General features: G+C 73.7%; 18 protein-coding genes, 1 tRNA gene and 3 pseudogenes. 12 read left to right on the top strand and 10 right to left on the bottom strand.

The features are described from left to right. From OGL89_RS14340 to OGL89_RS14305, 8 genes and pseudogenes are all read left to right on the top strand, one after another. Nucleotides 1-373, top strand: a pseudogene (locus tag OGL89_RS14340) (hypothetical protein); the annotation flags it as partial. After that, nucleotides 370-2,055, top strand: coding sequence for a DNA polymerase Y family protein (locus OGL89_RS14335; protein WP_263120835.1), 1,686 nt, complete (start codon nucleotides 370-372; stop codon nucleotides 2,053-2,055). The pseudogene OGL89_RS14340 and the gene OGL89_RS14335, both read left to right, overlap by 4 nt. Before the next feature lie 31 nt (nucleotides 2,056-2,086). Next, nucleotides 2,087-5,674: a DNA polymerase III subunit alpha gene (gene dnaE, locus OGL89_RS14330; protein WP_263120834.1), complete on the top strand. Its 3,588-nt coding sequence runs from the start codon at nucleotides 2,087-2,089 to the stop codon at nucleotides 5,672-5,674. 45 nt (nucleotides 5,675-5,719) lie between these two features. Then, complete coding sequence (locus OGL89_RS14325; RefSeq protein WP_263120833.1) at nucleotides 5,720-6,214, top strand: glutathione peroxidase; 495 nt, start codon at nucleotides 5,720-5,722, stop codon at nucleotides 6,212-6,214. A gap of 17 nt (nucleotides 6,215-6,231) precedes the next feature. Beyond that, on the top strand, nucleotides 6,232-6,837 hold the full coding sequence (locus OGL89_RS14320) for a DinB family protein (RefSeq protein ID WP_263120832.1): 606 nt from the start codon (nucleotides 6,232-6,234) through the stop codon (nucleotides 6,835-6,837). Continuing rightward, nucleotides 6,837-6,953, top strand: a pseudogene (locus OGL89_RS14315) (DivIVA domain-containing protein); the annotation flags it as partial. The gene OGL89_RS14320 and the pseudogene OGL89_RS14315, both read left to right, overlap by 1 nt. A 9-nt stretch (nucleotides 6,954-6,962) precedes the next feature. After that, complete coding sequence (locus OGL89_RS14310) at nucleotides 6,963-7,115, top strand: DivIVA domain-containing protein (RefSeq protein ID WP_263120836.1); 153 nt, start codon at nucleotides 6,963-6,965, stop codon at nucleotides 7,113-7,115. Between the two features lie 765 nt (nucleotides 7,116-7,880). Then, entirely contained in the window at nucleotides 7,881-8,036 is a 156-nt protein-coding gene (locus OGL89_RS14305; RefSeq protein ID WP_263120831.1) for a hypothetical protein, read from the top strand. A 404-nt stretch (nucleotides 8,037-8,440) separates the two neighbouring features. On the opposite strand, the gene OGL89_RS14300 is transcribed toward OGL89_RS14305, so the two are convergent. Together OGL89_RS14300 and OGL89_RS14295 are read right to left on the bottom strand one after the other, a co-directional pair. Further along, nucleotides 8,441-9,034, bottom strand: a complete 594-nt coding sequence (locus OGL89_RS14300) for a dihydrofolate reductase family protein (RefSeq protein WP_263120830.1) — start codon at nucleotides 9,032-9,034, stop codon at nucleotides 8,441-8,443. Between the two features lie 138 nt (nucleotides 9,035-9,172). Next, nucleotides 9,173-9,256, bottom strand: a tRNA-Leu gene (locus tag OGL89_RS14295). Nucleotides 9,257-9,428: 172 nt separating this feature from the next. Between OGL89_RS14295 and OGL89_RS14290 the strand changes: the two genes are divergently transcribed. Then, nucleotides 9,429-10,613 (top strand): AI-2E family transporter, encoded by a 1,185-nt coding sequence (locus OGL89_RS14290; protein WP_263120829.1) that lies wholly within the window; start codon nucleotides 9,429-9,431, stop codon nucleotides 10,611-10,613. 22 nt (nucleotides 10,614-10,635) lie between these two features. Here the strand turns inward: OGL89_RS14290 and OGL89_RS14285 are convergent, their stop codons facing one another. Genes OGL89_RS14285 through OGL89_RS14270 form a run of 4 tightly spaced genes read right to left on the bottom strand, consistent with a single transcriptional unit; the run spans nucleotide 10,636 to nucleotide 15,375 of the window. Next, complete coding sequence (locus tag OGL89_RS14285; RefSeq protein WP_263120828.1) at nucleotides 10,636-11,616, bottom strand: iron chelate uptake ABC transporter family permease subunit; 981 nt, start codon at nucleotides 11,614-11,616, stop codon at nucleotides 10,636-10,638. Next, the gene (locus OGL89_RS14280) at nucleotides 11,613-12,611 is read right to left on the bottom strand and encodes an iron chelate uptake ABC transporter family permease subunit (RefSeq protein ID WP_263120827.1); all 999 of its coding nucleotides are present in this window, start codon (nucleotides 12,609-12,611) and stop codon (nucleotides 11,613-11,615) included. Before OGL89_RS14280 ends, OGL89_RS14285 begins: the two co-directional genes overlap by 4 nt. Further along, the gene (locus OGL89_RS14275) at nucleotides 12,608-14,365 is read right to left on the bottom strand and encodes a siderophore-interacting protein (protein WP_263120826.1); all 1,758 of its coding nucleotides are present in this window, start codon (nucleotides 14,363-14,365) and stop codon (nucleotides 12,608-12,610) included. The genes OGL89_RS14280 and OGL89_RS14275 overlap by 4 nt, the downstream gene beginning before the upstream one ends. Then, a complete protein-coding gene (locus OGL89_RS14270) occupies nucleotides 14,365-15,375 on the bottom strand; it encodes an ABC transporter substrate-binding protein (RefSeq protein WP_263120825.1) in 1,011 nt (336 codons plus the stop codon). The genes OGL89_RS14275 and OGL89_RS14270 overlap by 1 nt, the downstream gene beginning before the upstream one ends. Nucleotides 15,376-15,523: 148 nt before the next feature. On the opposite strand from OGL89_RS14270, the gene OGL89_RS14265 reads away from it, so the two are divergent. Continuing rightward, nucleotides 15,524-16,282, top strand: a complete 759-nt coding sequence (locus OGL89_RS14265; RefSeq protein ID WP_263120824.1) for a helix-turn-helix domain-containing protein — start codon at nucleotides 15,524-15,526, stop codon at nucleotides 16,280-16,282. Here OGL89_RS14265 and OGL89_RS14260 read toward each other — a convergent pair. Further along, nucleotides 16,271-16,774: a MarR family transcriptional regulator gene (locus OGL89_RS14260; RefSeq protein WP_263120823.1), complete on the bottom strand. Its 504-nt coding sequence runs from the start codon at nucleotides 16,772-16,774 to the stop codon at nucleotides 16,271-16,273. The two genes, OGL89_RS14265 and OGL89_RS14260, sit on opposite strands and share 12 nt — an antisense overlap. 39 nt (nucleotides 16,775-16,813) lie before the next feature. Here OGL89_RS14260 and OGL89_RS14255 point away from each other — a divergent pair. Next, nucleotides 16,814-17,626 (top strand): annotated as a pseudogene (locus OGL89_RS14255) (EamA family transporter); the annotation flags it as partial. 67 nt (nucleotides 17,627-17,693) lie between these two features. Here the strand turns inward: OGL89_RS14255 and OGL89_RS14250 are convergent. After that, complete coding sequence (locus OGL89_RS14250) at nucleotides 17,694-18,308, bottom strand: NAD(P)H-dependent oxidoreductase (RefSeq protein ID WP_263120821.1); 615 nt, start codon at nucleotides 18,306-18,308, stop codon at nucleotides 17,694-17,696. A gap of 60 nt (nucleotides 18,309-18,368) precedes the next feature. Beyond that, a complete protein-coding gene (locus OGL89_RS14245; protein WP_263120820.1) occupies nucleotides 18,369-20,804 on the bottom strand; it encodes a glycoside hydrolase family 3 protein in 2,436 nt (811 codons plus the stop codon). Nucleotides 20,805-20,886: 82 nt separating this feature from the next. On the opposite strand from OGL89_RS14245, the gene OGL89_RS14240 reads away from it, so the two are divergent. Next, nucleotides 20,887-21,462: a GNAT family N-acetyltransferase gene (locus OGL89_RS14240; RefSeq protein WP_263120819.1), complete on the top strand. Its 576-nt coding sequence runs from the start codon at nucleotides 20,887-20,889 to the stop codon at nucleotides 21,460-21,462. Nucleotides 21,463-21,531: 69 nt separating this feature from the next. Here the strand turns inward: OGL89_RS14240 and OGL89_RS14235 are convergent. Next, the coding region (locus OGL89_RS14235) for a universal stress protein (RefSeq protein WP_263120818.1) at nucleotides 21,532-21,983 on the bottom strand (452 nt) is incomplete at its 5' end.

The following is a 21,983-nucleotide window of genomic DNA, read 5'->3' as shown; positions in this document are numbered from 1 at the left end:
GGCGGCGCTGCTGGACGGCCTGGATCTGGTGGTGGTCGGACCGGGCACCGCGCTGCAGGACGCCGACCGTCGTCGTCTGATGGCCCGTGCCCGCGACCGGGGATCCGTGCTGCTCGCGACGACGCCCTGGCCCGGTGCGGGCTGCGTGCTGACCGTCACCGGCGGGCGATGGACCGGTCCGGGCGAGGGAGGCGGACGGCTGCGCGCCCGGGAACTGCACCTGACCCGCACCGGCCGGGGCGCCGCCGGGGGGCGTCCGGAGGAGCTGAGCCTGGTGCTGCCCTACGACGGCCGTACCGACCCCTACGGTCTGCCCGCGCCGGAGCAGACGCGCGTCGATCGCGCCGACACCGGACTGAGGCTGGTCGGATGAGCACCCGGGTCGTGCATACCGCCACCCGGACCACGGTGGTCTGGGCGCCGGACTGGCCGGTGGTCGCGGCGTTGGCGGCCACCGGGACATCGGCGCACCAGCCCGCCGCGGTGCTGGTCGGCTCCCGCGTGCACACCGTCTCCGCCCCGGCCCGCCGGGAGGGGGTGCGCCGGGGGATGCGTCGCCGCCAGGCCCAGTCGGTGTGCCCGGAACTGGTGCTGCTGCCCGGCGACGAGGACCGGGACGCCCGGCTGTTCGAGCCGATGGCGGCCGCGGTGGAGACCGTGGTGCCCGGCATCGAGGTGCTGCGCCCCGGGCTGCTGCTGCTCCCGGCCGGAGGCGCCGCCCGGTTCCACGGCACCGAGGACGTGCTGGCCGAGCGCCTGGTCTCCGCGGTGGCCGAACGCACCGGTCACGAGTGCCAGGTGGGCACCGCCGACGGGCTGCTCGCCGCGCTGGTCGCCGCCCGGGCCGAGCAGCGGGTCCCGGCGGGGGAGTCGGCCGCCTTCCTCGCACCCCGGCCGGTGGACGAGCTGCTGGCCGCCGCCGTGCAGGACCCGCGACCGGTGGCCGGCCTGATCGAGCTGCTGCGCCGACTCGGACTGCGCACCCTCGGTGACCTGGCCGGTCTCGCCGGGCCGGAGGTGCATGCCCGGTTCGGCGACTCGGGGAGCTGGGCCTGGACCCTGGCCCGCGGCGACGACCTGCGTCCGCCCGCCCGGCGCCGTCCCGAGTCCGACCTGGAGGTGGACACCGCGCTGGACCCACCCGCGTACCGGGTGGACACCGCCACGTTCGTGGGCCGCCGGCTGGCCGAGGAGCTGCACACCCTGCTGACCGCCCACTCGGTCAGCTGCGGTCGACTGCGGATCGCCGCCCGGACCGACACCGGCGACGACCTGGTGCGGACCTGGTGCACCGACACCGGCGGGCTGGGCGGGCTCACCGCCGCCCGGATCACCGACCGGATCCGCTGGCAGCTCGACGGATGGCTGACCGCCGGTGCGCTCAGCCGACCGGCGGGCGCCGACGCCGAGGACGACCAGCGCGATCCGGTGGGGATCGTGCGGCTGACCGTCACCGCGGAGGACGTCGCGCCGGCCGGTGCCGAGCAGGGGCGGTTGTGGGGCGGGTCCTCCGGCGGGGACCTGCGGGCGCACCGTGCCCTGGACCGGGTGCAGGGACTGCTCGGCGGTGACGGCGTGCTGACCGCGGTGGTGCAGGGCGGCCGGGACGTCCGCGACCAGGTGCATCTGCGGCCGTGGGGCGCCCAGCACGAGGCGGCCCGTCCGGCGGACCGTCCCTGGCCCGGTCGGCTGCCCGCCCCGGCCCCGGCCACCGTGCCGGAGGAGCCCTTCCCGGTGGAGGTGCTCGACGCCGCCGGTGCCCGGGTGGGGTTCGACACCCGCCTGGCCATGAGCGCGCCACCGGTGCTGGTGCGCATCCGTGGCGCCGACCACCGCGGTGCCGATCACCGTGGTGCCGATCACCGCAATGCCCACCACCGCGGTGCCGACCACCGCATCGTCGGCTGGGCCGGGCCGTGGCCGCTGGCCGAGGGCTGGTGGCAGGAGTCCGGGCCGCGGGTCCGGGTGCACCTGCAGGTCACGCTCGCCGACGGCCGCGCCCTGCTGCTCGCCGCCCACCCGGACGGCTGGACCTGCGAGGCGGTCTATGACTAAGTCGACCCCGACCCCGACCTCGGCTTCGGCCATGGCTCCGCGCTACGCGGAACTGCACGCGCACTCCGCCTTCAGCTTCCTCGACGGCACCAGCCAACCCGAGGAGCTCGCCGCCGAGGCGCACCGGCTCGGACTCACCGCCCTGGCGCTCACCGACCACGACGGGCTGTACGGCGTGGTGCGGTTCGCCGAGGCCGCCCGCCGGGTCGGGATGCCCACCGTCTTCGGCGCCGAGCTGCACCTGCCGGTGCCCGACCCGATCGGCCCGGACGTCCTGGACCCGCCCACCGGTGTCCCGGACCCGCGGGCGATCCACCTGCCCGTGCTGGCCCGGGGAGCCGACGGGTACCGCGCGCTGTCCCGCACCATCGCCGAGGCGCACCTGTCCGCGGGGGTGAAGGGTGCCGCGCACTACCGCTGGGCGGAGCTGGCCACCGCCGCTGCCGGGCAGTGGGTGCTGCTCACCGGCTGCCGCAAGGGACCGGTCCGTCAGGCGTTGAACGGCGGCCCGCAGCCGGGTCCGGTCACCGCAGCCGGGATCGACCGCGCCCGCGCCGAGCTGCACCGGTTGATCGACCTGTTCGGTGCGGAGAACGTCGTGGTCGAGATCACCGAGGGCGGCGGCCCCTACGACGGGGAGATCGCCGACGCCCTCGCCGCGCTGGCCGACGAGTGCGGGCTGCTGCTGGTCGCGACCGGCAACGTGCACTACGCCGGTCCGGCGGACGCCGACCTGGCCGCGGCCCTGGCGGCGGTGCGCGCCCGTTCCGGGATGGCGGAGCTGGACGGCTGGCTGCCCGGTGCCCCCACCGCCCACCTGATGTCCGCGGCGGAGATGCTGCACCGGCACCGCCGGCATCCCGGGGCGGTCGCAGCCGCCGCCGATCTCGCCGCCGATCTCGCCTTCGACCTGCATCTGGTCGCCCCGCAGCTGCCGCCCTACCCGGTGCCGGAGGGACACACCGAGGCGACCTGGCTGCGCGAGCTGGTCCGTCGCGGGGCCCTGGACAGCTACGGCCCGCCGGAACAGGAACGCGTCGTCGGCGCCTACGCCCAGCTGGAGCACGAGCTGCAGGTGATCGAGGACCTGGGCTTCCCCGGCTACTTCCTGGTGGTCTTCGACCTGGTCGACTTCTGCCGCCGGGAGGGCATCCTCGCCCAGGGGCGCGGCTCGGCGGCGAACTCCGCGGTCTGCTACGCCCTGCGGATCACCGCGGTCGACCCGGTCAGTCACCATCTGCTGTTCGAGCGCTTCCTCGCCCCGGAGCGGGACGGGCCACCGGACATCGACGTCGACATCGAGTCGGCCCGCCGCGAGGAGGTCATCCAGTACGTCTACGCCACCCACGGACGCACCCACGCCGCCCAGGTCGCAAACGTCATCTCCTACCGGGCGCGTTCCGCGATCCGGGACGCCGCCCGCGCGCTGGGCCACGACGCCGGGCAGCAGGACGCCTGGAGCAAGTCGATCGAACGCTGGGGCACCCTGCGCGGTCCGCAGCCGAAACACCCGTGGTGGTCGGCGGCGGCCCGCGCCGAGCAGCACGCAGCGGGCCACGCCGCACCGCAGTACGCCCGCCAGCAGCGCGACCCGGACGGGGTGGTCTGGGGCTGGAACCACGAGCCGGACCTGGACGAGCACCGGCCCGCCGGGTCGCCGACCGCGGACGGCCACGACGTGGTGCCCGCGCACCGGCCGCCCCCGGCCAGCGACCTGGCGGAGATCCCGGCACAGGTGATCGATCTGGCCGACCGGTTCCTGCGTCTACCCCGGCACCTGGGCATCCACTCCGGCGGGATGGTGATGTGCGACCGCCCGGTGATCGAGGTCTGCCCGGTGGAGTGGGCGCGGATGGAGGGACGCACCGTCCTGCAATGGGACAAGGACGACTGCGCGGACGCCGGGCTGGTGAAGTTCGACCTGCTCGGGCTCGGCATGCTCACCGCGCTCCGCCTGGCCTTCGCGCAGGTCTCCGCGCACGGCGGTCCCCAGCTCGACCTGCACGACCTGCCGAGCGAGGACCCCCTGGTCTACGACCTGCTGTGCGCCGCCGACACGGTCGGGGTGTTCCAGGTGGAGTCCCGGGCGCAGATGGGCACCCTGCCCCGGCTCCAGCCGCGGAGCTTCTACGGCATCGTGGTCGAGGTCGCCCTGATCCGGCCCGGTCCGATCCAGGGCGGGTCCGTGCACCCGTACATCGAGCGGTACCAGGGACGGGAACCGGTCACCTACCTGCACCCCGCGCTGGAGAAGTCGCTGGAGCGCACCCTCGGCGTCCCGCTGTTCCAGGAGCAGCTGATGCAGATGGCGATCGACGTCGCCGACTTCACCCCGGCCGAGGCCGACCAGCTGCGGCGGGCGATGGGCTCCAAGCGCAGCCTGGACAAGATGGAGGCCCTGCGCGAGCGCCTGATGGCCGGGATGGCGCGCAACGGCCTGGACGCCCGGATCCGGGAGGAGGTCTTCGACAAGCTCAAGGCCTTCGCCGACTTCGGCTTCCCAGAGTCGCACGCCTACTCCTTCGCCTTCCTGGTCTACGCCAGCGCCTGGCTCAAGGTGCACCACCCGGCCGCGTTCTACGCCGGGCTGCTCGCCGCGCAGCCGATGGGCTTCTACTCCCCGCAGACCCTGGTCGCAGACGCCCGGCGGCACGGCATCGCGGTGCTGCGCGCTGACGTCCAGCATTCCGACGCCCTGGCCACGGTCGAGCGCACCGGCCCTGGACCCCAGGGGGGCGAACCGCCGCTGGCCCCGCTGCGCTCCGGCGTGGTCGGGACGATGCCCCCCGGCCCGGTCGCCGCCCGCGGGTTCGACGGTCCGGCTGCCGCCCGCGGGTTCGATGGTCCGGCTGCGCCCGCGCGCGCGACGGATGTCCCGGCTCCCGTCCGCACGCACGGCGTCCCGGAGTCCCGTGCCCTTGCCGTCCGGATCGGTCTGTCGTCGGTGCGCGGGGTGGGGGAGAAGATCGCCGAGCGGCTGGTCGCCGAGCGCGTCGCGCACGGACCGTTCACCGATCTGCGCGACCTGGTCCGCCGGGTCGAGCTCAGCACCGCCCAGCTGGAGGCGCTGGCCACCGGTGGCGCGCTCGAGTCCCTCGGCGTCACCCGCCGGGAGGCGCTGTGGGCGGCCGGGGCACTGGCGCAGGAGGGGCCGGGTACCCTGCCCGGCGTCTCGGTCGGGGTCGCCGCGCCCACCCTGCCCGGGATGAGCCCGGTGGAGCTGGCCGCCGCCGATGTCTGGGCCACCGGGGTGAGCGTCGACTCGTACCCGACCGAGTTCGTCCGCGACGGGCTGGACGCCGCCGGCGTGCTCCGGGTGTCGCAGGTCTTCGAGCACGAGCCCGAACGCCGGGTCGCGGTCGCCGGGGTGATCACCCACCGGCAGCGACCGGGCACGGCGGGCGGTGTGACCTTCCTGTCCCTGGAGGACGAGACCGGCCTGCTCAATGTCATCTGCGGCACCGGACTCTGGCAGCGTTTCCGGCACACCGCCCGCACCGCCCGGGCCATGGTGATCCGCGGCCGGGTCGAACGCGCGGACGGTGCGACCAACCTGGTGGCCGAGCACCTGGCACCGATGTCGTTGCGCGTCGCGAGCACCTCGCGGGACTTCCAATGACCCGTCCCCTCGACGCGCCCGCTGCCCGGTGCGATGCTGCGGAGCATGCAGCTCGACGACATCCCGGTCCGGACCCTGCGCGGCGAGGACACCACCTTCGGAGCGATCGTGGACGGCCGGCTGGCGCTGGTGGTCAACGTCGCCTCCCGGTGCGGACTCGCACCGCAGTACGAGCAGCTGGAGGCGATGCACCGCGAGTACGGCCCGCGCGGGTTCACCGTGGTCGGCGTGCCCAGCAACCAGTTCCTGCAGGAGCTCTCCGACGCCGAGGCGATCGCCGAGTACTGCTCGGCCACCTGGGGTGCGACCTTCCCGATGCTGGAGAAGACCCCGGTCAACGGCCGGCACGCCCACCCGCTCTACCGGCAGCTCACCACCGCCCCGGACGACTCGGGCAGGGCCGGCCGGGTCACCTGGAACTTCGAGAAGTTCCTGGTCGCACCGGACGGACGGGTGCGCCGGTTCCGGCCGCGGACCAAGCCCGACGCGCCCGAGGTGCTGGCCGCGGTGGAGGAATTGCTGGTGCCCGCCGCGGGCTGACGGCGCATCCTGGGGCGATGGACGAGAAGGCCACCCTCGGGGAGTACCTGGAACGTTTCCGCTCGGCGCTGCTGTCCCGGCTGGACGGACTCGGCGAGTACGACGCCCGCCGCCCGCTGACCACCAGCGGCACCAATGTCGCCGGGCTGGTCAAGCATGCCGCCCTGATCCAGTTCGGGTACCTGGGCGAGGTCTTCGACCGGCCCGCCGACCGGCCGATGCCGTGGTTCGACGACGACGCCGAGCCCAACGCCGACCTGTGGGTCCCGCCCGAGGAGTCCCTGGCCCTCGTCCGCGAGCTGCACGCCGCCTCCGCCGAGCACGCCGACCGCACCATCGCCGAGCTGCCGTTGGACGCCCGTGGCCGGGTGCCCTGGTGGTCCGAGGCCCGCGCCGACGTCACCCTGCACCAGATCCTGGTCCACCTGGTCACCGAGTACGCCCGGCACGCCGGTCACGCCGACATCCTGCGCGAGTCCCTGGACGGCGAGCGCGGCACCGGGGCGGACGACCCGAATCTCCCGTTCCACGGCGACGACGAGTGGGCGGCCTACCGCGAACGGGTGGAGCAGGACGCGCGCACCGCCGCGGGAAAGCCCGACCCCACTACGCTCGTCCAGTGATCGAGAACACGCCGCACCCCCTCACCTTCACGGACGTGTTGAACGCCCGGTTCGCCCCCACCAAGTTCCGGGAGGGATACGACCAGGGCCAGGTCGACGCCTTGCTGGACCGGGTCGCCGACGCGCTGCGCCCGCCGCACGAGCGCCGGTTCCCGACCGCGATCACTCGCCAGGAGGTGCAGGACTCCCGGTTCAAGGCGACCAAGTTCCGTGAGGGATACGACCAGGGCCAGGTCGACGACTTCCTGGACCGTGCGGTCGCCGCGCTGCCGTTCTGAGCGCGCGGGCGGGTCGCACTCGTGGGCCGGCGGCGGCCCTACCGTCCGCAGCCGCCAGGGCGCTCCGCCCGCTCGTCCAGCACCCGCATTGCCGCAGGGACGGTCCTCGTCGACGCCGCCGGCTCTGCGTCGCGCCGTCGAGGGAGAGACGGCGTTGGCTGACCAGCCGCGTGCGTGAAGGCCGGCCTGGCTCGCGTCGGCCGCAGGCAGGATCTCCCTGGCGGCCTCGGAATACGCCCGACCGCGCCGAGGGTCCCGATCTGATCGGATCGAGACCCTCCTCGTCTTTGTCTTCACGCAGGTCCGGAGTGTGGACTCATCCACTACCGTCACGTCTACAGATGGGGCGGAAGGCCGCCTGACCTGCGAGTCTGCGGAAGGATTCGCGACGTCTCAAGATGTCGGCAGCACTTGCTCGATGCCTCCCGGGCTCCGTGGCTCACGGGCCAGAAATTCGGTGATCATCGAGTGTGAGACGGTCGGCCCGTCCGCCACGAGGTGGCCGGTCGAGCAGAGGAGCTGGCGCTGGCGAAGGTGATTGCTGGCCATTCGAGCAACTCTGTCGAAGGGGCTGCGTGCCTCTCGGCTCGCTTCCGTCGGGTTGCTGGCCCAGTGCGGACAACTGGAGTCGCGACCGTCGTGGGTGATGGCCGAGGTCTCGCCCGAGGACGTCTGCTCGAACCGGGTGTCCTCAGCGCGGACCATGGCCATCTCCGGCGTTCGAAGCCTGAGAGATGTGCACCTCAGAGGAGTAGCGTGGGTGGGATGTTGACACTCGTGGTCGTGCTGTTGGTGCTCTGGCTCGTCCTGGCGGTGGTGGGCTTCGCGATCAAGGGCCTGCTGTGGCTCGGGATTATCGGGGTGATCCTGTTCCTGGGAACGGCGCTGGTTGGAGCGATCAGGCGGCGTGCCCGCCGATAGGACGGCAGTGGACGGTGGGTGCCCGGCGTGTTGGGCGTCATCACGAACGGCGCCGAAGCACCTGAGTCCGCTCTTCCCCTGACGAACACAGAGATCGGCGGCCCCTGACCGTCACCGACGTCCTGAACGCACGGTTCGCCGTCACGAAGTTCCGCGAGGGCTACGACCAGGACCAGGTGGACCTCCTGCCGGACCGGGTGGCTGATGCGTTGCGCCCGTCGCACGAGCGCCGGTTCCCGACTGCGATCACCCGCCAGGAGGTGCAGGACTGCCGGTTCACGGCCACGAAGTTCCCTGGCAGCTACGGACCACACCACGTCGACGACTGCCTCGACCGGGCGGCCGCGTCCCTGCCGCTCTGAGCACGGTGCCGGGGCGGTCGGTCGTCCCGGGCGCCGGCACCCTCAGGCGTACCGCGGCCGGCCCAGCGGACGGAGCCGCCGGATCACCGATCCCCCCGCGGTCACCGTGGTCCTGATCGACTCCAGCGCGAGGTCCGGGCCATTCGTCGGGAACAGCCGGGCCCCCTGTCCGACCAGCACCGGGTAGCTCAGCAGCTCCAGCGCGTCCACCAGGTCGTGCGCGAGCAGCCAGCGCACCAGCACACCGCTGCCGGGCACCAGCAGGTCGCCGTCGCCGGAGTCCTTCAGAGCGCGGATCGCGGCGGCGAGGTCGCCGGTCAACGTCGTGGTCCCCGCCCAGTCCGGCTCGAGCACGGTGGTCGACACGAGGTACTTGGGCCGGCCGTTGAGCGCGGCGGCGATCGGGTTGCTGTCGCCCCGGACACTCCAGTACGGCGCGAAGATGTCATAGGTGTGGCGACCGAGCAGGAAGGCCGCGGCGTTCCGGTAGGTGGAGACGATGTGCGTGCCGACCTCATCGTCGCCGGCCCCCGCCCATCCGCCGCGGGTGAACCCGCCGCCGCGGTCCTCGTCGGCGCCGCCCGGTCCCTGCATCACCCCGTCGAGGGACAGGTGGGTCTGGGTGATCAGTCGCATGCGGCGAGGGTAGGCCTGGTGGGATCGTGCGGCAGGTTCTCCGGGCAGCGCCGTGCGGCCACGAGGGGGTCCGGGGGGAGAACGACGAAGGCCCCGATCTGGCGGGATCGGGGCCTTCGTCGTCGCTGTCTCAACGAGTGTCCGGAGGGGGACTTGAACCCCCACGCCCTATACGGGCACTAGCACCTCAAGCTAGCGCGTCTGCCATTCCGCCACCCGGACAGGGTGAATCCCCACGGCCTCGACCGAACGCACAGCGCTCGGTTCCGGTGTCGCAGGAACGGTGAGTAAAGATAGCACGGCGCGGTGCGCGGGCACGCATCGCGGCCCAGGTCCAGACTGGGGCGGAGCCGGATCGCACCTGGTCCGGCCGCTGATGGAGGTGGTGCGCCCGATGGCCGAGCAGATCCCGCGCCGAGTGGCCGGGCAGCGTCATGGACCGACGGGCGGCAGCGAGGAGAACGTGCCGCGCTGGTTGCGGACCTCGGCGGGGACCACGTGGCGACTGCTGGTGCTGCTGGTCGGGGTCGGGGTGGTGTTCTACGCGACCTCGCAGGTGAAGCTGTTGTTCATCGCGGTGTTCATCGGGCTGGTGCTGACCGCGGTGCTGCGGCCGCTGGTGGACTTCTACGCGAAGGTGATGCCCCGGGCGCTGGCGACCGCATTGGGCCTGCTCAGCGGGTTCCTGGTGTTCTCCGGGCTGATCTTCTACGTGGCCTACTCGGTGGCGAACCAGTGGAGCGCACTGTCGAAGCAGTTCGGCGAGGGCATCGACCAGATCGTCGACTTCCTGGAGGACGGCCCGCTGCCGTTCACGATCACCAACGACCAGATCGGCGAGTGGATCGACACCGGCCGGCAGTGGATCCAGGATCACGCGGGGGACATCGCCGGGCAGGCGGCGTCGCAGGCGGGGTCGGTGGTGGAGGTGTTCACCGCGATGGCCCTGGCGCTGTTCTGCGCGATCTTCTTCCTGGCCAAGGGCAAGGACATGTGGACCTGGTTCCTGAACCAGCTCCCGTCCCGGGTGCGGAGGACCTGGCTGACCGCGGGCGGTGCGGGCTGGTACACCTTCTCCGGCTACACCCGGGGGACGGTGATCATCGCGGTCACCGACGGGATCCTGGCGGCGGTGCTGCTGACCATCGTCGGGGTGCCGCTGGCGGCGCCGTTGGCGGTGCTGGTGATGATCGGTGCGTTCATCCCGCTGATCGGCGCCCCGGCCGCCATGGTGGTCGCGATGATCGTGGCGCTGGCCGCGAACGGGCCGATCCAGGCGGCGATCGTGGGTCTGGGGATCGCGGCGATCGGGCAGTTCGAGGGCCACGTGCTGCAGCCGCTGGTGATGGGCAAGCAGGTGTCGCTGCACCCGGTGGTCGTCGCGCTGGCGGTGACCGCCGGCACGCTGAGCGCGGGGATCCTGGGCGCCGTGATCGCGGTGCCGTTGGTGTCGGTGGTGTGGGCGGTGTACTCCCGGCTGCACACGCCGGATCCGCCGATGGCGGACGAGGAGGTCGAGGGGTCGGCCGCACCGGTGACCGAGCGGGACGACCAGGAGTCGGAGCCCGACCCGGCCTAGGGCCTGGGGTCGGTGGCCCGGGTCATCCCCGGCGGCTCTCCCGCGCCAGCAGCCAGATCAGGTACCCGCCGCCGAGGCACACGGTGACCGCGCCCACCGGGAGGATCACACCGCGGATCGCGTGCTGGGCGACGAGGTCGGCGCCCACCAGGAGCACCGAGCCGACCAGCGCCGACCCGGGCAGTTCGGTGCCCGCGGCGCGTCCGGTCAGCCGCCGGGCGATCTGCGGTGCGGCGAGGGCCACGAAGGCGACCGGTCCGGTGGTGGCGGTGACCAGAGCGGTGAGGGCGACCCCGAGGGTCAGGACGAGCGCCTTGGCGGGCTCGACCGGGACACCCTGTGCCGCCGCCGTGTCGTCGCCGAGCTCGAGGTGGCGCAGCCATCGACCGGCGGCGGGGAGTCCGAGGCCGAGCAGTGCCGCGATCCCGGCGGACAGCGTGAGCACCGGCCATCCGGTGCCGGAGAGGGTGCCGGCGCCCCAGACCGCGGCGCGCATCGCCACGTCCAGGTCGGCTTTGACGCTGAACCAGGTGGTCAGCGAGGAGAGCACGGCGCTGACCGCGATGCCGACGATCACCAGCCGGAAGCCACGGACGCCCTGCCGGAAGGCCAGGAGATAGACCACGACGGCGGTGCCGAACCCGCCGACCAGCGCGCCCGTGGCCAGTGCGGCCCAGCCGCTACCGCCGAGCAGGATCACGCCGACCACGCCCGCGTAGGCACCGGTGTTCAGGCCGATCACGTCCGGGCTGCCGAGAGGGTTGCGGGTGAGGGACTGGACCAGGGCACCGCTGAGCGCCAGGCAACCGCCGAACAGGGCCGCCGACAGGGCCCGCGGGGCGCGCCACCCGACCACCACCAGACGGTCGGGACCGGTGGCGTCCGGGGCGAGGGCCGCGATCACGTCCGGGATCGACAGCGGCCGGGTGCCGAGCATGAGCGCGGCGAGGACCCCGGCCACCAGCACCAGGGCCAGCACCAGGCGGACGACGGCCGGCCTCACAGCCCGGTCGCCCGGCGGCGGCGGACCAGGACGATCAGCACCGGGGCTCCGATCAGCGCGGTGAGCACGCCGACCTGGAGCTCGGCGGGCCGCACGACGACCCGGCCCACGATGTCGGCGGTCAGCACCAGCACCGGGCCGAGCACCAGGGAGAACGGCAGCACCCAACGATGGTCCGGTCCGGTGAACCAGCGCACCGCGTGCGGCACCATCAGTCCGACGAACCCGATCGGTCCGGCGGCGGCGGTCGCGGCACCGCACAACAGGGTGATCGCGATCATGCCGAGCGCCCGGACCACGCCGAGGCGCACGCCGATCGACCGGGCGAGGTCGTCCCCGAGTGCGAGCCCGTTCAGCTGCCAGGCCAGGGCGAGGGCGAGCACCAGGCCGACCAGGACGAAGGGGGCGATGACGGTGACGGTGCCCGCCGGCCGGTCGGCGAGGGTGCCCGCGCCCCAGTAGCGCATCCGGTCGAAGGTCTGCGGATCGATCAGCGCCAGGGAGTTCGCCGCGCCGGTCAGGACCGCACCGAGGGCGACACCGACCAGGACCAGCCGGACCGGGCTCGCCCCGCCGGCCCCGCGGGTGGCGATCGCCCAGACCAGTGCGGCCGCCAGGACCGCACCGAGGAAGGCGAACGCCAGGTAGTCCTGGATCCGGGTCACACCGAGCACGGCGACCGCCAGCACCACGGCGAATCCGGCCCCGGCGTTCACGCCGAGGATCCCCGGATCGGCCAGGTCGTTGCGGGTCAGCGCCTGGATCAGAGCACCCGCGGTGGCGAGCGCGGCGCCGGCCACGACGCCGAGCACGGTCCGGGGCAGGCGCAGGGCGGTGACGGTCAGATGGTCGACACCGCCGCCCGGGTGCAGGAGCGCGTCCCGCACCGTGCTCCACGGCAGCGTCGCGGAGCCCACCGCGAGCGAGAACACGACGGCGACGACCAGGCCCAGCACCGCGACCGCCAGCCAGAGCAGCCGCCGGGGTGCCGTCACCGGCCGGACCGCGCCGACAGCACCAGGCACTCCACCCCCCAGCCGAGCTCGTGGCGGGCGTCGAGCGTCCACCCGGCCCGGGCGGCGAGCCCGGCGATCGTCCCGGCGGAACGCGGTGGCGCGCCGACCGTCGCCAGGTGCAGCAGGGCGTCCTCGTGGGCGGCGGGGCTGAGCGCGTCCGGTCGCGTGACCTCGATCAGCACCGCGCTGTCGGTGGCGAGGCGGAGCTCGCGCAGGTGCGCCACCGCCTCGTCGTCGGTGCGATGGCCGAGCGCGAGCGCGGTGATCGCGAGGTCGTGTCCGTCCCAGGACTGCGCGACACGGTGCGGGGTCTCGCCGGGGGCCAGCAGCGCACGCAGCGGGAAGGGCGCCTCGACCACCGTGGTCCAGGCCCCGGTGGTCTGGTGCACCAGGTCGGCGATCACCAGGGCGCCGGGTCCGCCGCAGGCCACCTTCTGCCCGCGCCGCCAGAGACCGAGCCGGGGCAGTGCCGTGATCAGGAACGGCAGGACGTCCGCCTGCTCGGCCAGATCGGCGTAGCGCTCCGGGGACTCCTCCGCGGCGGCCCGCAGCGACCGGCCGTGCCGGCGCTCCCAGGCCGACGGGCCGCCGTGCAGTGCGCCGGCGAGGTCGGCGAGCGCGATCACCTGGTCCGCGTGCACCCCCTCGTACCGTTCCCGCAGGTGCTCGTCAGCGGCCAGGAGCTCGCCGACCTCACCGAGCCCGAGCCGGCCGTCCGGGGTGGGACGGACCACGTCGGCCCGCTCGAGCACCGCCAGCAGCGGCAACAGGCCGCTGGGGTCGACCTCGCACCGGCTCGCGGCGGTGGCCGGACTCACCGGACCGCCCGCCAGGCAGTCGAGCAGCCCGATGGCCAGGGCGGTGCGCACCGCGAACCAGGCGACCGGCGAGTCCGGCGGGTCCAGCACCGGCACCGTGGACCCCTCGTCCACCGCCTCGGCCGTGCGGTGCCAGTAGCCCGTGATGGTCACCCGGGTCTTCGGCACCGACAGCACGGTGGAGACGTACCGGCGCAGCGGCAGAAGCACCCGGCTCTCCGCGGCGGCCCAGACGTAGGGGCTGCCGGCCGGTGCGTCGACCGCCCGGACCGCGGAGAGCAGGGCATCGGCGTCCAGCGGGTCGGCGACCAGCCACCGCAGGTCGTCGCCCGGCCGCAGGGCGAGGTCCTGGCGTGCGTCGGGATGGCCGATCGACACCACGGCCCGCACCGGCAGGTCTCCCAGCGGGCGCTCGGCGAGGAACCGTCCGATGGCGGGCAGGGCCGTCTCGTCGCCGACCAGCAGCACCCAGTCGACGCCGTCGGGCAGCACGAGCGACGCCTTCGGCCCGGCGAACCAGAGGTCGTCCCCCGGAGCGGCGGTCCGGGCCCAGGTCACCGCGGGCCCGTCGCCGTGCAGCACGAAGTCCAGGTCCAGCTCGCCGGCATCCGGGTCGAACCGGGTCGGGGTGTAGTCGCGGCCCTGGCGGGTGTCGCTGGCCGGCCAGTCGATGCCGTGGGCCAGCTGCACCGGCAGTGCACCCCGGAGATCGCCGTCCGAGGCGAAGACCAGCTTGAGGTGATCGTCGAACATCGGGGTGCTGAAGGCGGGCAGCGCCAGCCCGTCGCGGGTGAACGCGGCGAGCTCGTCGCCGGCCAGGGTCACCCGGCGCATCCGCGGAGTCAGGTCGCGTGCCGCGGTGACGTGCACCCGCCGCAGGACCAGGGGGTGCACGTCGTACCGGTGCTGGGCCATCAGGAGAACTGCTCCTCGATCTGGTCCAGCAGGGCGAGCGCCTCGTCGTAGTCGCCGCGCAGCGCCCAGTACGGCAGGTCGTACGCCTGTCCGGCGGCGAAGGACGGCAGGGCGGCGTAGACCGGGTTCCGGCTCAGCGTGGCCACGTCGGTGGTGTCGCCGTTGAATCCGAGCACGAACACGGTGGGCTGGGTGACGACCTGGCCGACCTGCTCGGTGGACAGCTCGAACATGTCGCCACCGGAGGTGTACGGCTCGTAGTCGCCCTCGGCGAAGACCGGTGCGGGGTCGATGCCGACCGCCGCCAGCTCCGTCGGCAGTCCGGTGTCCTCGATCAGGGCGTAGGGCGTGCCGTCGGCGGTGAACACCAGGTAGGTGACCGGCCCTTCCGGCGGGGTGATCGCGTCCTTCACCTCCGCGACGCGCTCGGAGTAGGCGGTGACGTACTCGTCGTAGCGGTCCGCCTGGCCGAAGACGTCCTCGGCAAGGAAGGAGAACTGCTCCTGCCAGGTGGTCAGGGTGCCGCTGACGATCACGGTGGGCGCGATCTCGGTGAGCTGCTCGTAGGCCTCGGTGGCCTGGAACAGCGGGAATCCGATCCCGCCCGCCACGATCAGATCCGGTTCCGCGGCCAGGATCGCCTCCAGGTCGAAGCCGTCGGTGCTCCAGGGCAGGAACTCGGTGCCGTCCGCCTCGGCGTCCTCGGCCCAGAAGTCGGAGTACGCGCCCGCGCCGTCGGCGTCCTCCGGGACGGTGGCGACCACCGGCACGTCGAGGTCGTAGAGGTACCCGGCGAGCGCGTAGTTGAGGACCACGACACGCTGCGGGTCGGCAGGCACCTCGACGTCGCCCTGATCGGTGGACACGGTACGGGCAGCGGTGTCGGCCGGGGCGGTGGTCGAGGACGCGGCGCCGGACCCGCCGCCGGTCGAGCAGCCGGACAGCAGGAGACCGATCGCGACCAGGCCGGTCGCGAGCAGGGACGTGGGACGGGAACGCTGGGTGCGCATGAGACCTCGGAGAGTGTGGGGAGGACGGCGGATGCTGGACCCGCCCTGGACCGCCGCTAAAGTAAGGCTCACCTCACTCGCGTGGGGAGCAGATGCCGCGCCGGTGACGACACGGGTCCGTGCCGCAGCTGACATCGAGGAGGACCGCATGCCCGCCGTCCTGGACGCCCTGGCCCGGGTGGTGCCGGCCAACGAGATCCGGCTGCTCGGGCACGACGAGCACACGCACGACGTCCCGCACCTGCTGCACGTGGTGACAGGGGTGGCGCAGGTGCTCGCGGACGGCCGTCCGGTGGTGCTGCGCTCGCGGGAGAACCTGTGGCTGGCCGCCGGGGTGCCGCACGCGGTCCGGCTCGCCGAGGGCGGCATGATCCTCGGCCCGATGTTGTCCCCCGGGACGACGCCGCCGTCCCGGGTGCACCGGATGGGCATCGTACCGGCGCTGACCTCGGTGATGATCGCCGTCCTCGGCGCCGCACCGTCCACGGCCGAGGAGGTGCGGCCGTTCCGCGCCGCGCTGGACGACCTGCTGACCGCGATGGCCACCGACCTGTTCCCGTTGATCCTGCCGGCGCACCCGGTGGCCCGGACGATCGCCCGGGAGGTGTCGGCCGCCGTGACGCCGGACACGCTGGAGCGGCTCGCGGCGAGGCACGGGATGAGCGTGCGGCAGGTACAGCGGGTGTTCCAGGCCGAGACGGGCCTGCCGTTCAGCCGCTGGCGGGCCCGGGCGCGGGTGAACATCGCCGTGGTCCGGCTGCGGGCGGGGGAGTCGCTGACGTCGGCCGCCCGGGCCTCGGGCTACCTGAGCCGGTCGGGGCTGCTGCGCGCGCTGAGCCGGGAGAGCGGGATCGCGGCGATGGCGCTGGCCGAGGACCCGCTCGGGGTCCTGGAGTCAGGCGTCTGAGGCGTCCTCGACGTCGGCCAGCCAGATCCGGAGCAGTCCCTCCAGCGCGATCCGCTGCTCCGGGTCCAGCGCGGCGATCAGCCGGTGCTCGTTCCGGATGTGGGCGGTGAACGCCTCGTCGATCAGGGACCGGCCCGCCTCGGTCAGGCGGGCCACCCGGCCCCGTCCGTCGGCCTCGCTGAGTCGCCGCTCGATCAGCCCGGACTCCTCGAGCCGGTCGAGCCGTTTGGTGATCGCGCCGGTGGTGACCATCGTGTGCCGGGCGAGGGCGCCGGGTGCCAGCTCGAAGGGCGCACCCTGGCGGCGGAGGGCGGCGAGCACGTCGAACTCGCCCTCGCCCAGGTCGTAGCGGCGGTACACCGTGAGGATCTCGTCCCGTAGCAGGTCGCCGAGCCGGTGCAGGCGCCCGATCAGCCCCTGCGGGGAGACGTCGAGGTCGGGACGCTCCCGGCGCCACTGCTCCTGGATCCGGGCGACGCGGTCGATGCTCACCCGGTCACCATAGCTTCCGTGGAAGGTAGTATAGCTTCCATGGAAGCTAATCGACGCTGGCTGGCGATCACGGCGGTGGCGCCGATCGCCTGGGGAGCGAACTACGTGGTGACCCGGCAGCTGTTGCCCGCGGACGCGCTGCTGTGGGGATCGGCGCTCCGTGCGCTGCCCGCGGGACTGGTGCTGCTGCCGTTCGCGCGGGCTCTGCCGCACGGTTCGCAGTGGTGGCGGACCGCGGTGTTGTCGGTGCTGAACGTCGCCGGGTTCTTCGCCCTGGTCTACGCCTCGGCGCAGCTGCTGCCCAGCAACCTCGCGTCCTCGATCATGGCGCTCAGCCCGCTGGCACTCATTCTGGCGGCCTGGCCGTTGATCGGGGAGCGGCCGGGCGTGCGGTCGGTCACCGGCGCGGTGGTCGGGGCGGGGGCGCTGGTCCTGGTACTCGGTGGGACGAGCGGGACGCTGGACCCGGTCGGGGTGCTGGTCGCGATCGCCGCGCTGGTGTCGTCCTCGGTGGGCGCACTGCTCGGCAAGCGCTGGACCGCCGGGACGCCGCTGCTGGCGTCGACGGCCTGGCAGCTGACCCTCGGGGGACTGATGCTCACCGTGGTCGCCGCGATCGGGGGCCCGCCGCCCGCCATGGATCCGAGGTCGGCGGCGGGCTTCGCCTTCACCAGCCTGATCGCGACCGCGCTGGCCTACGTGTGCTGGTTCGGCGGTCTGCGGCACCTGCCCGCAGCCCGGGTCGGTGCGCTCGGCATGCTCAACCCGCTGACCGGGATCCTGCTCGGCACCGTCGCCGCCGGTGAGTCCCTCACCACGGTCCAGAGCGGCGGGATCGTCGTCGTCCTCGTCGCGGTGGCCTGGAGTACCGGCGTGATCGGCCGGGCACCACGGTCCCGGGCCGTGGCGCCCGGGACGGTCACTCGGCCGGGTAGGCGCCCGCGCGCAGCAGCCGGGCCAGATGCGCCGTGTTCCGGGCCAGGGTCTCGGTGGTCCCGGCGACCGATTCCGGGGTCTCGGGCAGATCGCGGTAGTCGATCGACCCCATCGCCTCCCCGACCCAGTAGGTGACCGCCTGCGGGGCGATGCTGTAGCCGACGTCGTTCAGCGCCTGGAACAGCTCGGAGCTGACGTGGTGCGCGCCGTCCTCGTTGCCGACCACCGCCACCGCCGCGACCTTGTCGAACAGGACCGGGCGGCCGTCGGCCTGGGTCTCGGAGAGTTCGGCGTCCAGGCGCTCCAGCACCCGCTTGGTGACCGAGGAGGTCTGGCCCATCCAGATCGGGGTGGCGATCACCAGGATGTCCGCGGCCAGCACCTGCTCGCGGATCGCGGGCCACTGGTCGCCGTCACCCATGTCGGTCTCGACGCCGGGGCGGATGTCGTGGTCGGCGAGTCGGACAGTCGACCCGGAGACGCCGTGCCGTGCCAGCGCGGACAGCACCTGGTTGGCCAGATGCTCACTGCTGGACGGGGCGGGCGAGGGCTTGAGGGAGCCGATCAGGGCGAGGGCGGTGAGGTCGTGGGTGGCCATGACCCGCAGTCTGCGGTGGAGCGCTCCGGTCGGCGACCGGAAGCGCCCCACCGCGGCGCCTCAGGCGACGCCGTCCCGGAACGGCCGGCTGCCCAGCACGAACCGCAGCACGTTCACCGCGGTGCGCTGCAGCTCGCCCAGCGTGATCCCGCCCGGCCGCTCCAGGCTGCCGAGCAGGGAGCCGTCGCCGTGGTCGGTGCCGAAGCCGGCGCCACCGGGCATCAGCACGTCGACCTGGGCCCGGACCCGGTAGGCGTCATTGGTGAGCGCGGGGAAGTCGGGGTCGGTGGCGGGCTGCATCCACCAGTCGGTCATCACCAGCCCGGTGTAGCCCCACTCCTCGCGCAGCACGGTCGTCACCAGGTCGTGGTGGTAGTGCGCCCACACCCCGTTGATCTTGTTGTAGCTGGTCATGATGGTCTGCGGCCGGGCCTCGGCCACCACGATCTGGAAGCCGCGCAGGTAGATCTCCCGCAGTGCCCGCTCGGAGACCCGGGAGTCGTTCCGGTTCCGGTTCTCCTCCTGGTTGTTCGCCGCGAAGTGCTTGGGGCAGGCGGCGACGCCGTTGGACTGGATGCCGCGGACCACGGCGGCGGCGATCCGGCCGGTGACCAGCGGGTCCTCGGACAGGTACTCGAAGTTCCGGCCGCACAGCGGGTCGCGGTGGATGTTCATCCCGGGGCTGAGCAGGATGTCCGACCCCTTGGCGACCATCTCGGCGCCGTGGGCGGTGGCCAGCGCCTCGACCAGCTCCGGGTCCCAGGTCGCGGCCAGCGCGGTGCCGCAGGGCAGCAGGCTGGCGTAGGCGGACAGCCGGATGCCGGACGGGCCGTCGGTGGTGGTGACCGGGGTGATCCCGCGGGCGCGCAGGGCCTCGGTGGTGCCGCCGAGCACCCCGGCGTTGCCCGGGGCGCCGAGCGGGCTGTCCATCACGTAGTCGCCGCGGGTCAGACCCTCCAGCTCCGCGGGCGAGAGATCCGCGACCAGCTGCTCGACGGTGGCGCGGCCGGCGGCGACGTCGGCGAGGGTGAGGCCGGTGCCGCCCGGGGTCAGCGTGGCGGGCAGGCCGGCGGCGATCCGGTCGGGACGGTCCACCGTACTGGTGGGCACCTCCTCCCGGTCCACCCGGAACCCGCCCGCGCCGTCGGCGGTCGGCCGGATCCGGACGAAGGGCTGCGCGGGGTCCGGGGCGAGGGCCTGCGCCAGCTGCCGGACCACGCGGGTCTCCGGCACGGTGAAGGTGGCGGCCGGCGGCCGCCACCCGGCGTCCCGGACGTCCGCGCCGACGTGCAGGGCGTGGTCACCGGCCTCCAGCACCCAGGCGTGCCGGTGCCCGGTGGCGCCGGAGTCGTCGTAGGAGGCCAGCTCGGCCAGGTCGACGGTGAGCCGGACGGTGACGGACTCGCCGGGGGCCAGCTCGGCGGTCTTGCCGAAGGCGGCCAGCGTAAGAACCGGCTGGCCGAGGGCGCCCTGCGGACGGGCGGCGTACACCTGGACGGTGTGGCGACCGGAGTGCGCGCCGGTGTTGGTGACCCGGGTGGCGACGGTGGCGGTGTCGCCGTCGACGGTGGAGCCGTCGTCGCTCAGGTCGAAGCCGGTGTAGCCGAGGCCGAAGCCGAACGGGAACTGCACCCGCTCCGGGGCGAAGGTCTGGAAGAACCGGTAGCCGACGTAGACGTCCTCGGCGTAGACGTTCACGTCCGGGTGCCCGAAGTTCCCCGCCGTGGGGTGGTCCGGGTAGCTGAGCGCCACCGAGTCGGTCAGCCGGCCGCTGGGGGAGACCGCGCCGGTGAGCAGGTCGGCGACGGCGCGACCGGACTCCATCCCGCCCTGCCAGGCGAGCAGCACCGCGTCGATCCGGCGGCCGAAGTCCTCCTCCAACCAGGCCAGGTCCATCGTGCTGCCGATGTCCAGCACCAGCACCACCCGGTCGAAGACGCCGGTGACCTGCTCCAGCATCCGGCGCTCGTCGTCGGTGAGCAGGAAGCTGCCCTGTTCCAGGGTGTTGTCCCGGGACTCGCCCGCGGCCCGGCCGATCACGACGACGGCCAGATCGGTCCGCCCGGCGGCCGAGGACACCAGGGCGTCGTCCAGCGGCATCTCGTCGAAGGAGCGCGGCCAGGTGCCCCATTCGCCCGGGTCCGGGCGGTGGGCGGCGGACCAGTCGGCGTAGGTGGCGGCCAGCTCGTCGTCGACCCGGACCCCGGCGTCGCGCAGACCGTCGAGCAGGTTCCAGGAGTAGGGCGCGTTCACGTCGCCGCCGGAGCCGTAGCCGACGGTGAAGTAGTCGATCTGCACCCGGCCGAACAGGGCCACCCGGGCGTCCGCCGACAGCGGGAGCGCCCCGTCGTTCCGGAGCAGGACCGCGCCGTCGGCCGCCGCGCGCCGGGCCAGCCGGGCGAGTGCGGGGTCCACGTGCCGGTCACCGTCCAGCACGGTGGTCGAGGCCTGGGCCAGGGAGTCGGGGGTCAGGCCGAGGGTGCCCGGGTCGGTCATGGAAGCGCTCTCCTCACTGAGTGGTTCCGGCGACCGTACCCAGGCGAGGGGGTCGATGTCGCATCCGCTACCGTCCTGCGACATGCCGGTGACCACGTTGCGCGACGACGACCCCCGTACCGCCGAGCTGCTGGCCGGAGGCGCCCGGGTGGTGGCCGAGTCCTGGGGTGCGCGGCTGGAGGTGGTGGACCCAGGGCCGTTGCGTGCGCTGGTCCGCCGGGTGACGGATCGCGGGCTGGTGGTGGGGGAGCTCACGGCGTCGGAGGCCGCCGAGGTGCTCGACCTGGAGACCGCCACCCGCCCGGACTACCCGGACGGCCCCGCCACCCCGCGCCCGGACCTGGACGCCGCCGGGGCCGCGCGACTGTTCACCGACGGCGGCCGTGTGTTCGGCGTCCGGGACGACGGGCTGCTGGTCGCGGTCACCGCGGTGGAGCAGCTGCCCGACCGGGCGGAGACCGCCTTCACCTCCGTGCGCGCCACCCACCGGGGCAGGGGAGTCGGGACGGCGGTCAAGGCGGCGTCGGTGCTCGCGCTGGCGGCCGACGGCGTCCGGAGGTTCGGCACCGGGGGTGCGGGGGACAACGCGGCGAGCCTGGGCATGAACCGTGCGGTGGGCTACCGGGTGACCGAACGGTGGCTCACCCTGGAGTCCTGACCGGCCACGACCCGATCGGGCGGGAGGAGCCCGTCCGGCGGCGTGGGGGCCGCGGCGGTGCGGGCCGGATCAGGGGACGACGGTGACCGGCCAGTGCGCGTTCCGCACCAGGCGCACCGCCAGCGATCCCGCGATCCGGTGACCGATCGACGCCGAGGACCCGACCACCAGGCAGTCCGCGCGCACCTCGTGGGCGACGTCGGACAGCACCTGGAACGGGTCGCCGGGTCGGACCACCAGCTCCGAGTCGACCCCGCGCACCTCGGTGAGGTGCGCCCGTCGCAGCGCGGTCTCGATCTCGTCCTGGGCGGCTAGCACCGCACTGCGGGCGGCACCGGTGGTGTCCATCACCGACCCGATCCCGCCGGTGGTGCTCCGGGCGAAGACCGCGACCAGTCGACTGCCCTGCCGCCGGGCCTGGCCGAGCGCGTAGGCGGCCGCACGCAGCGAGGACTCGGAGCCGTCCACGCCCACCACGATCGCGGAGGGTCCGTCGGTGCCCAGCTCGTAGCCCATGTCGC

Source organism: Cellulomonas sp. RIT-PI-Y (assembly GCF_025642745.1).
Classification (GTDB): Bacteria; Actinomycetota; Actinomycetes; order Actinomycetales; family Cellulomonadaceae; genus Cellulomonas.
Note: the sequence above shows the minus strand (reverse complement) of the source record. Positions and strands in the feature narration are given on the sequence as shown.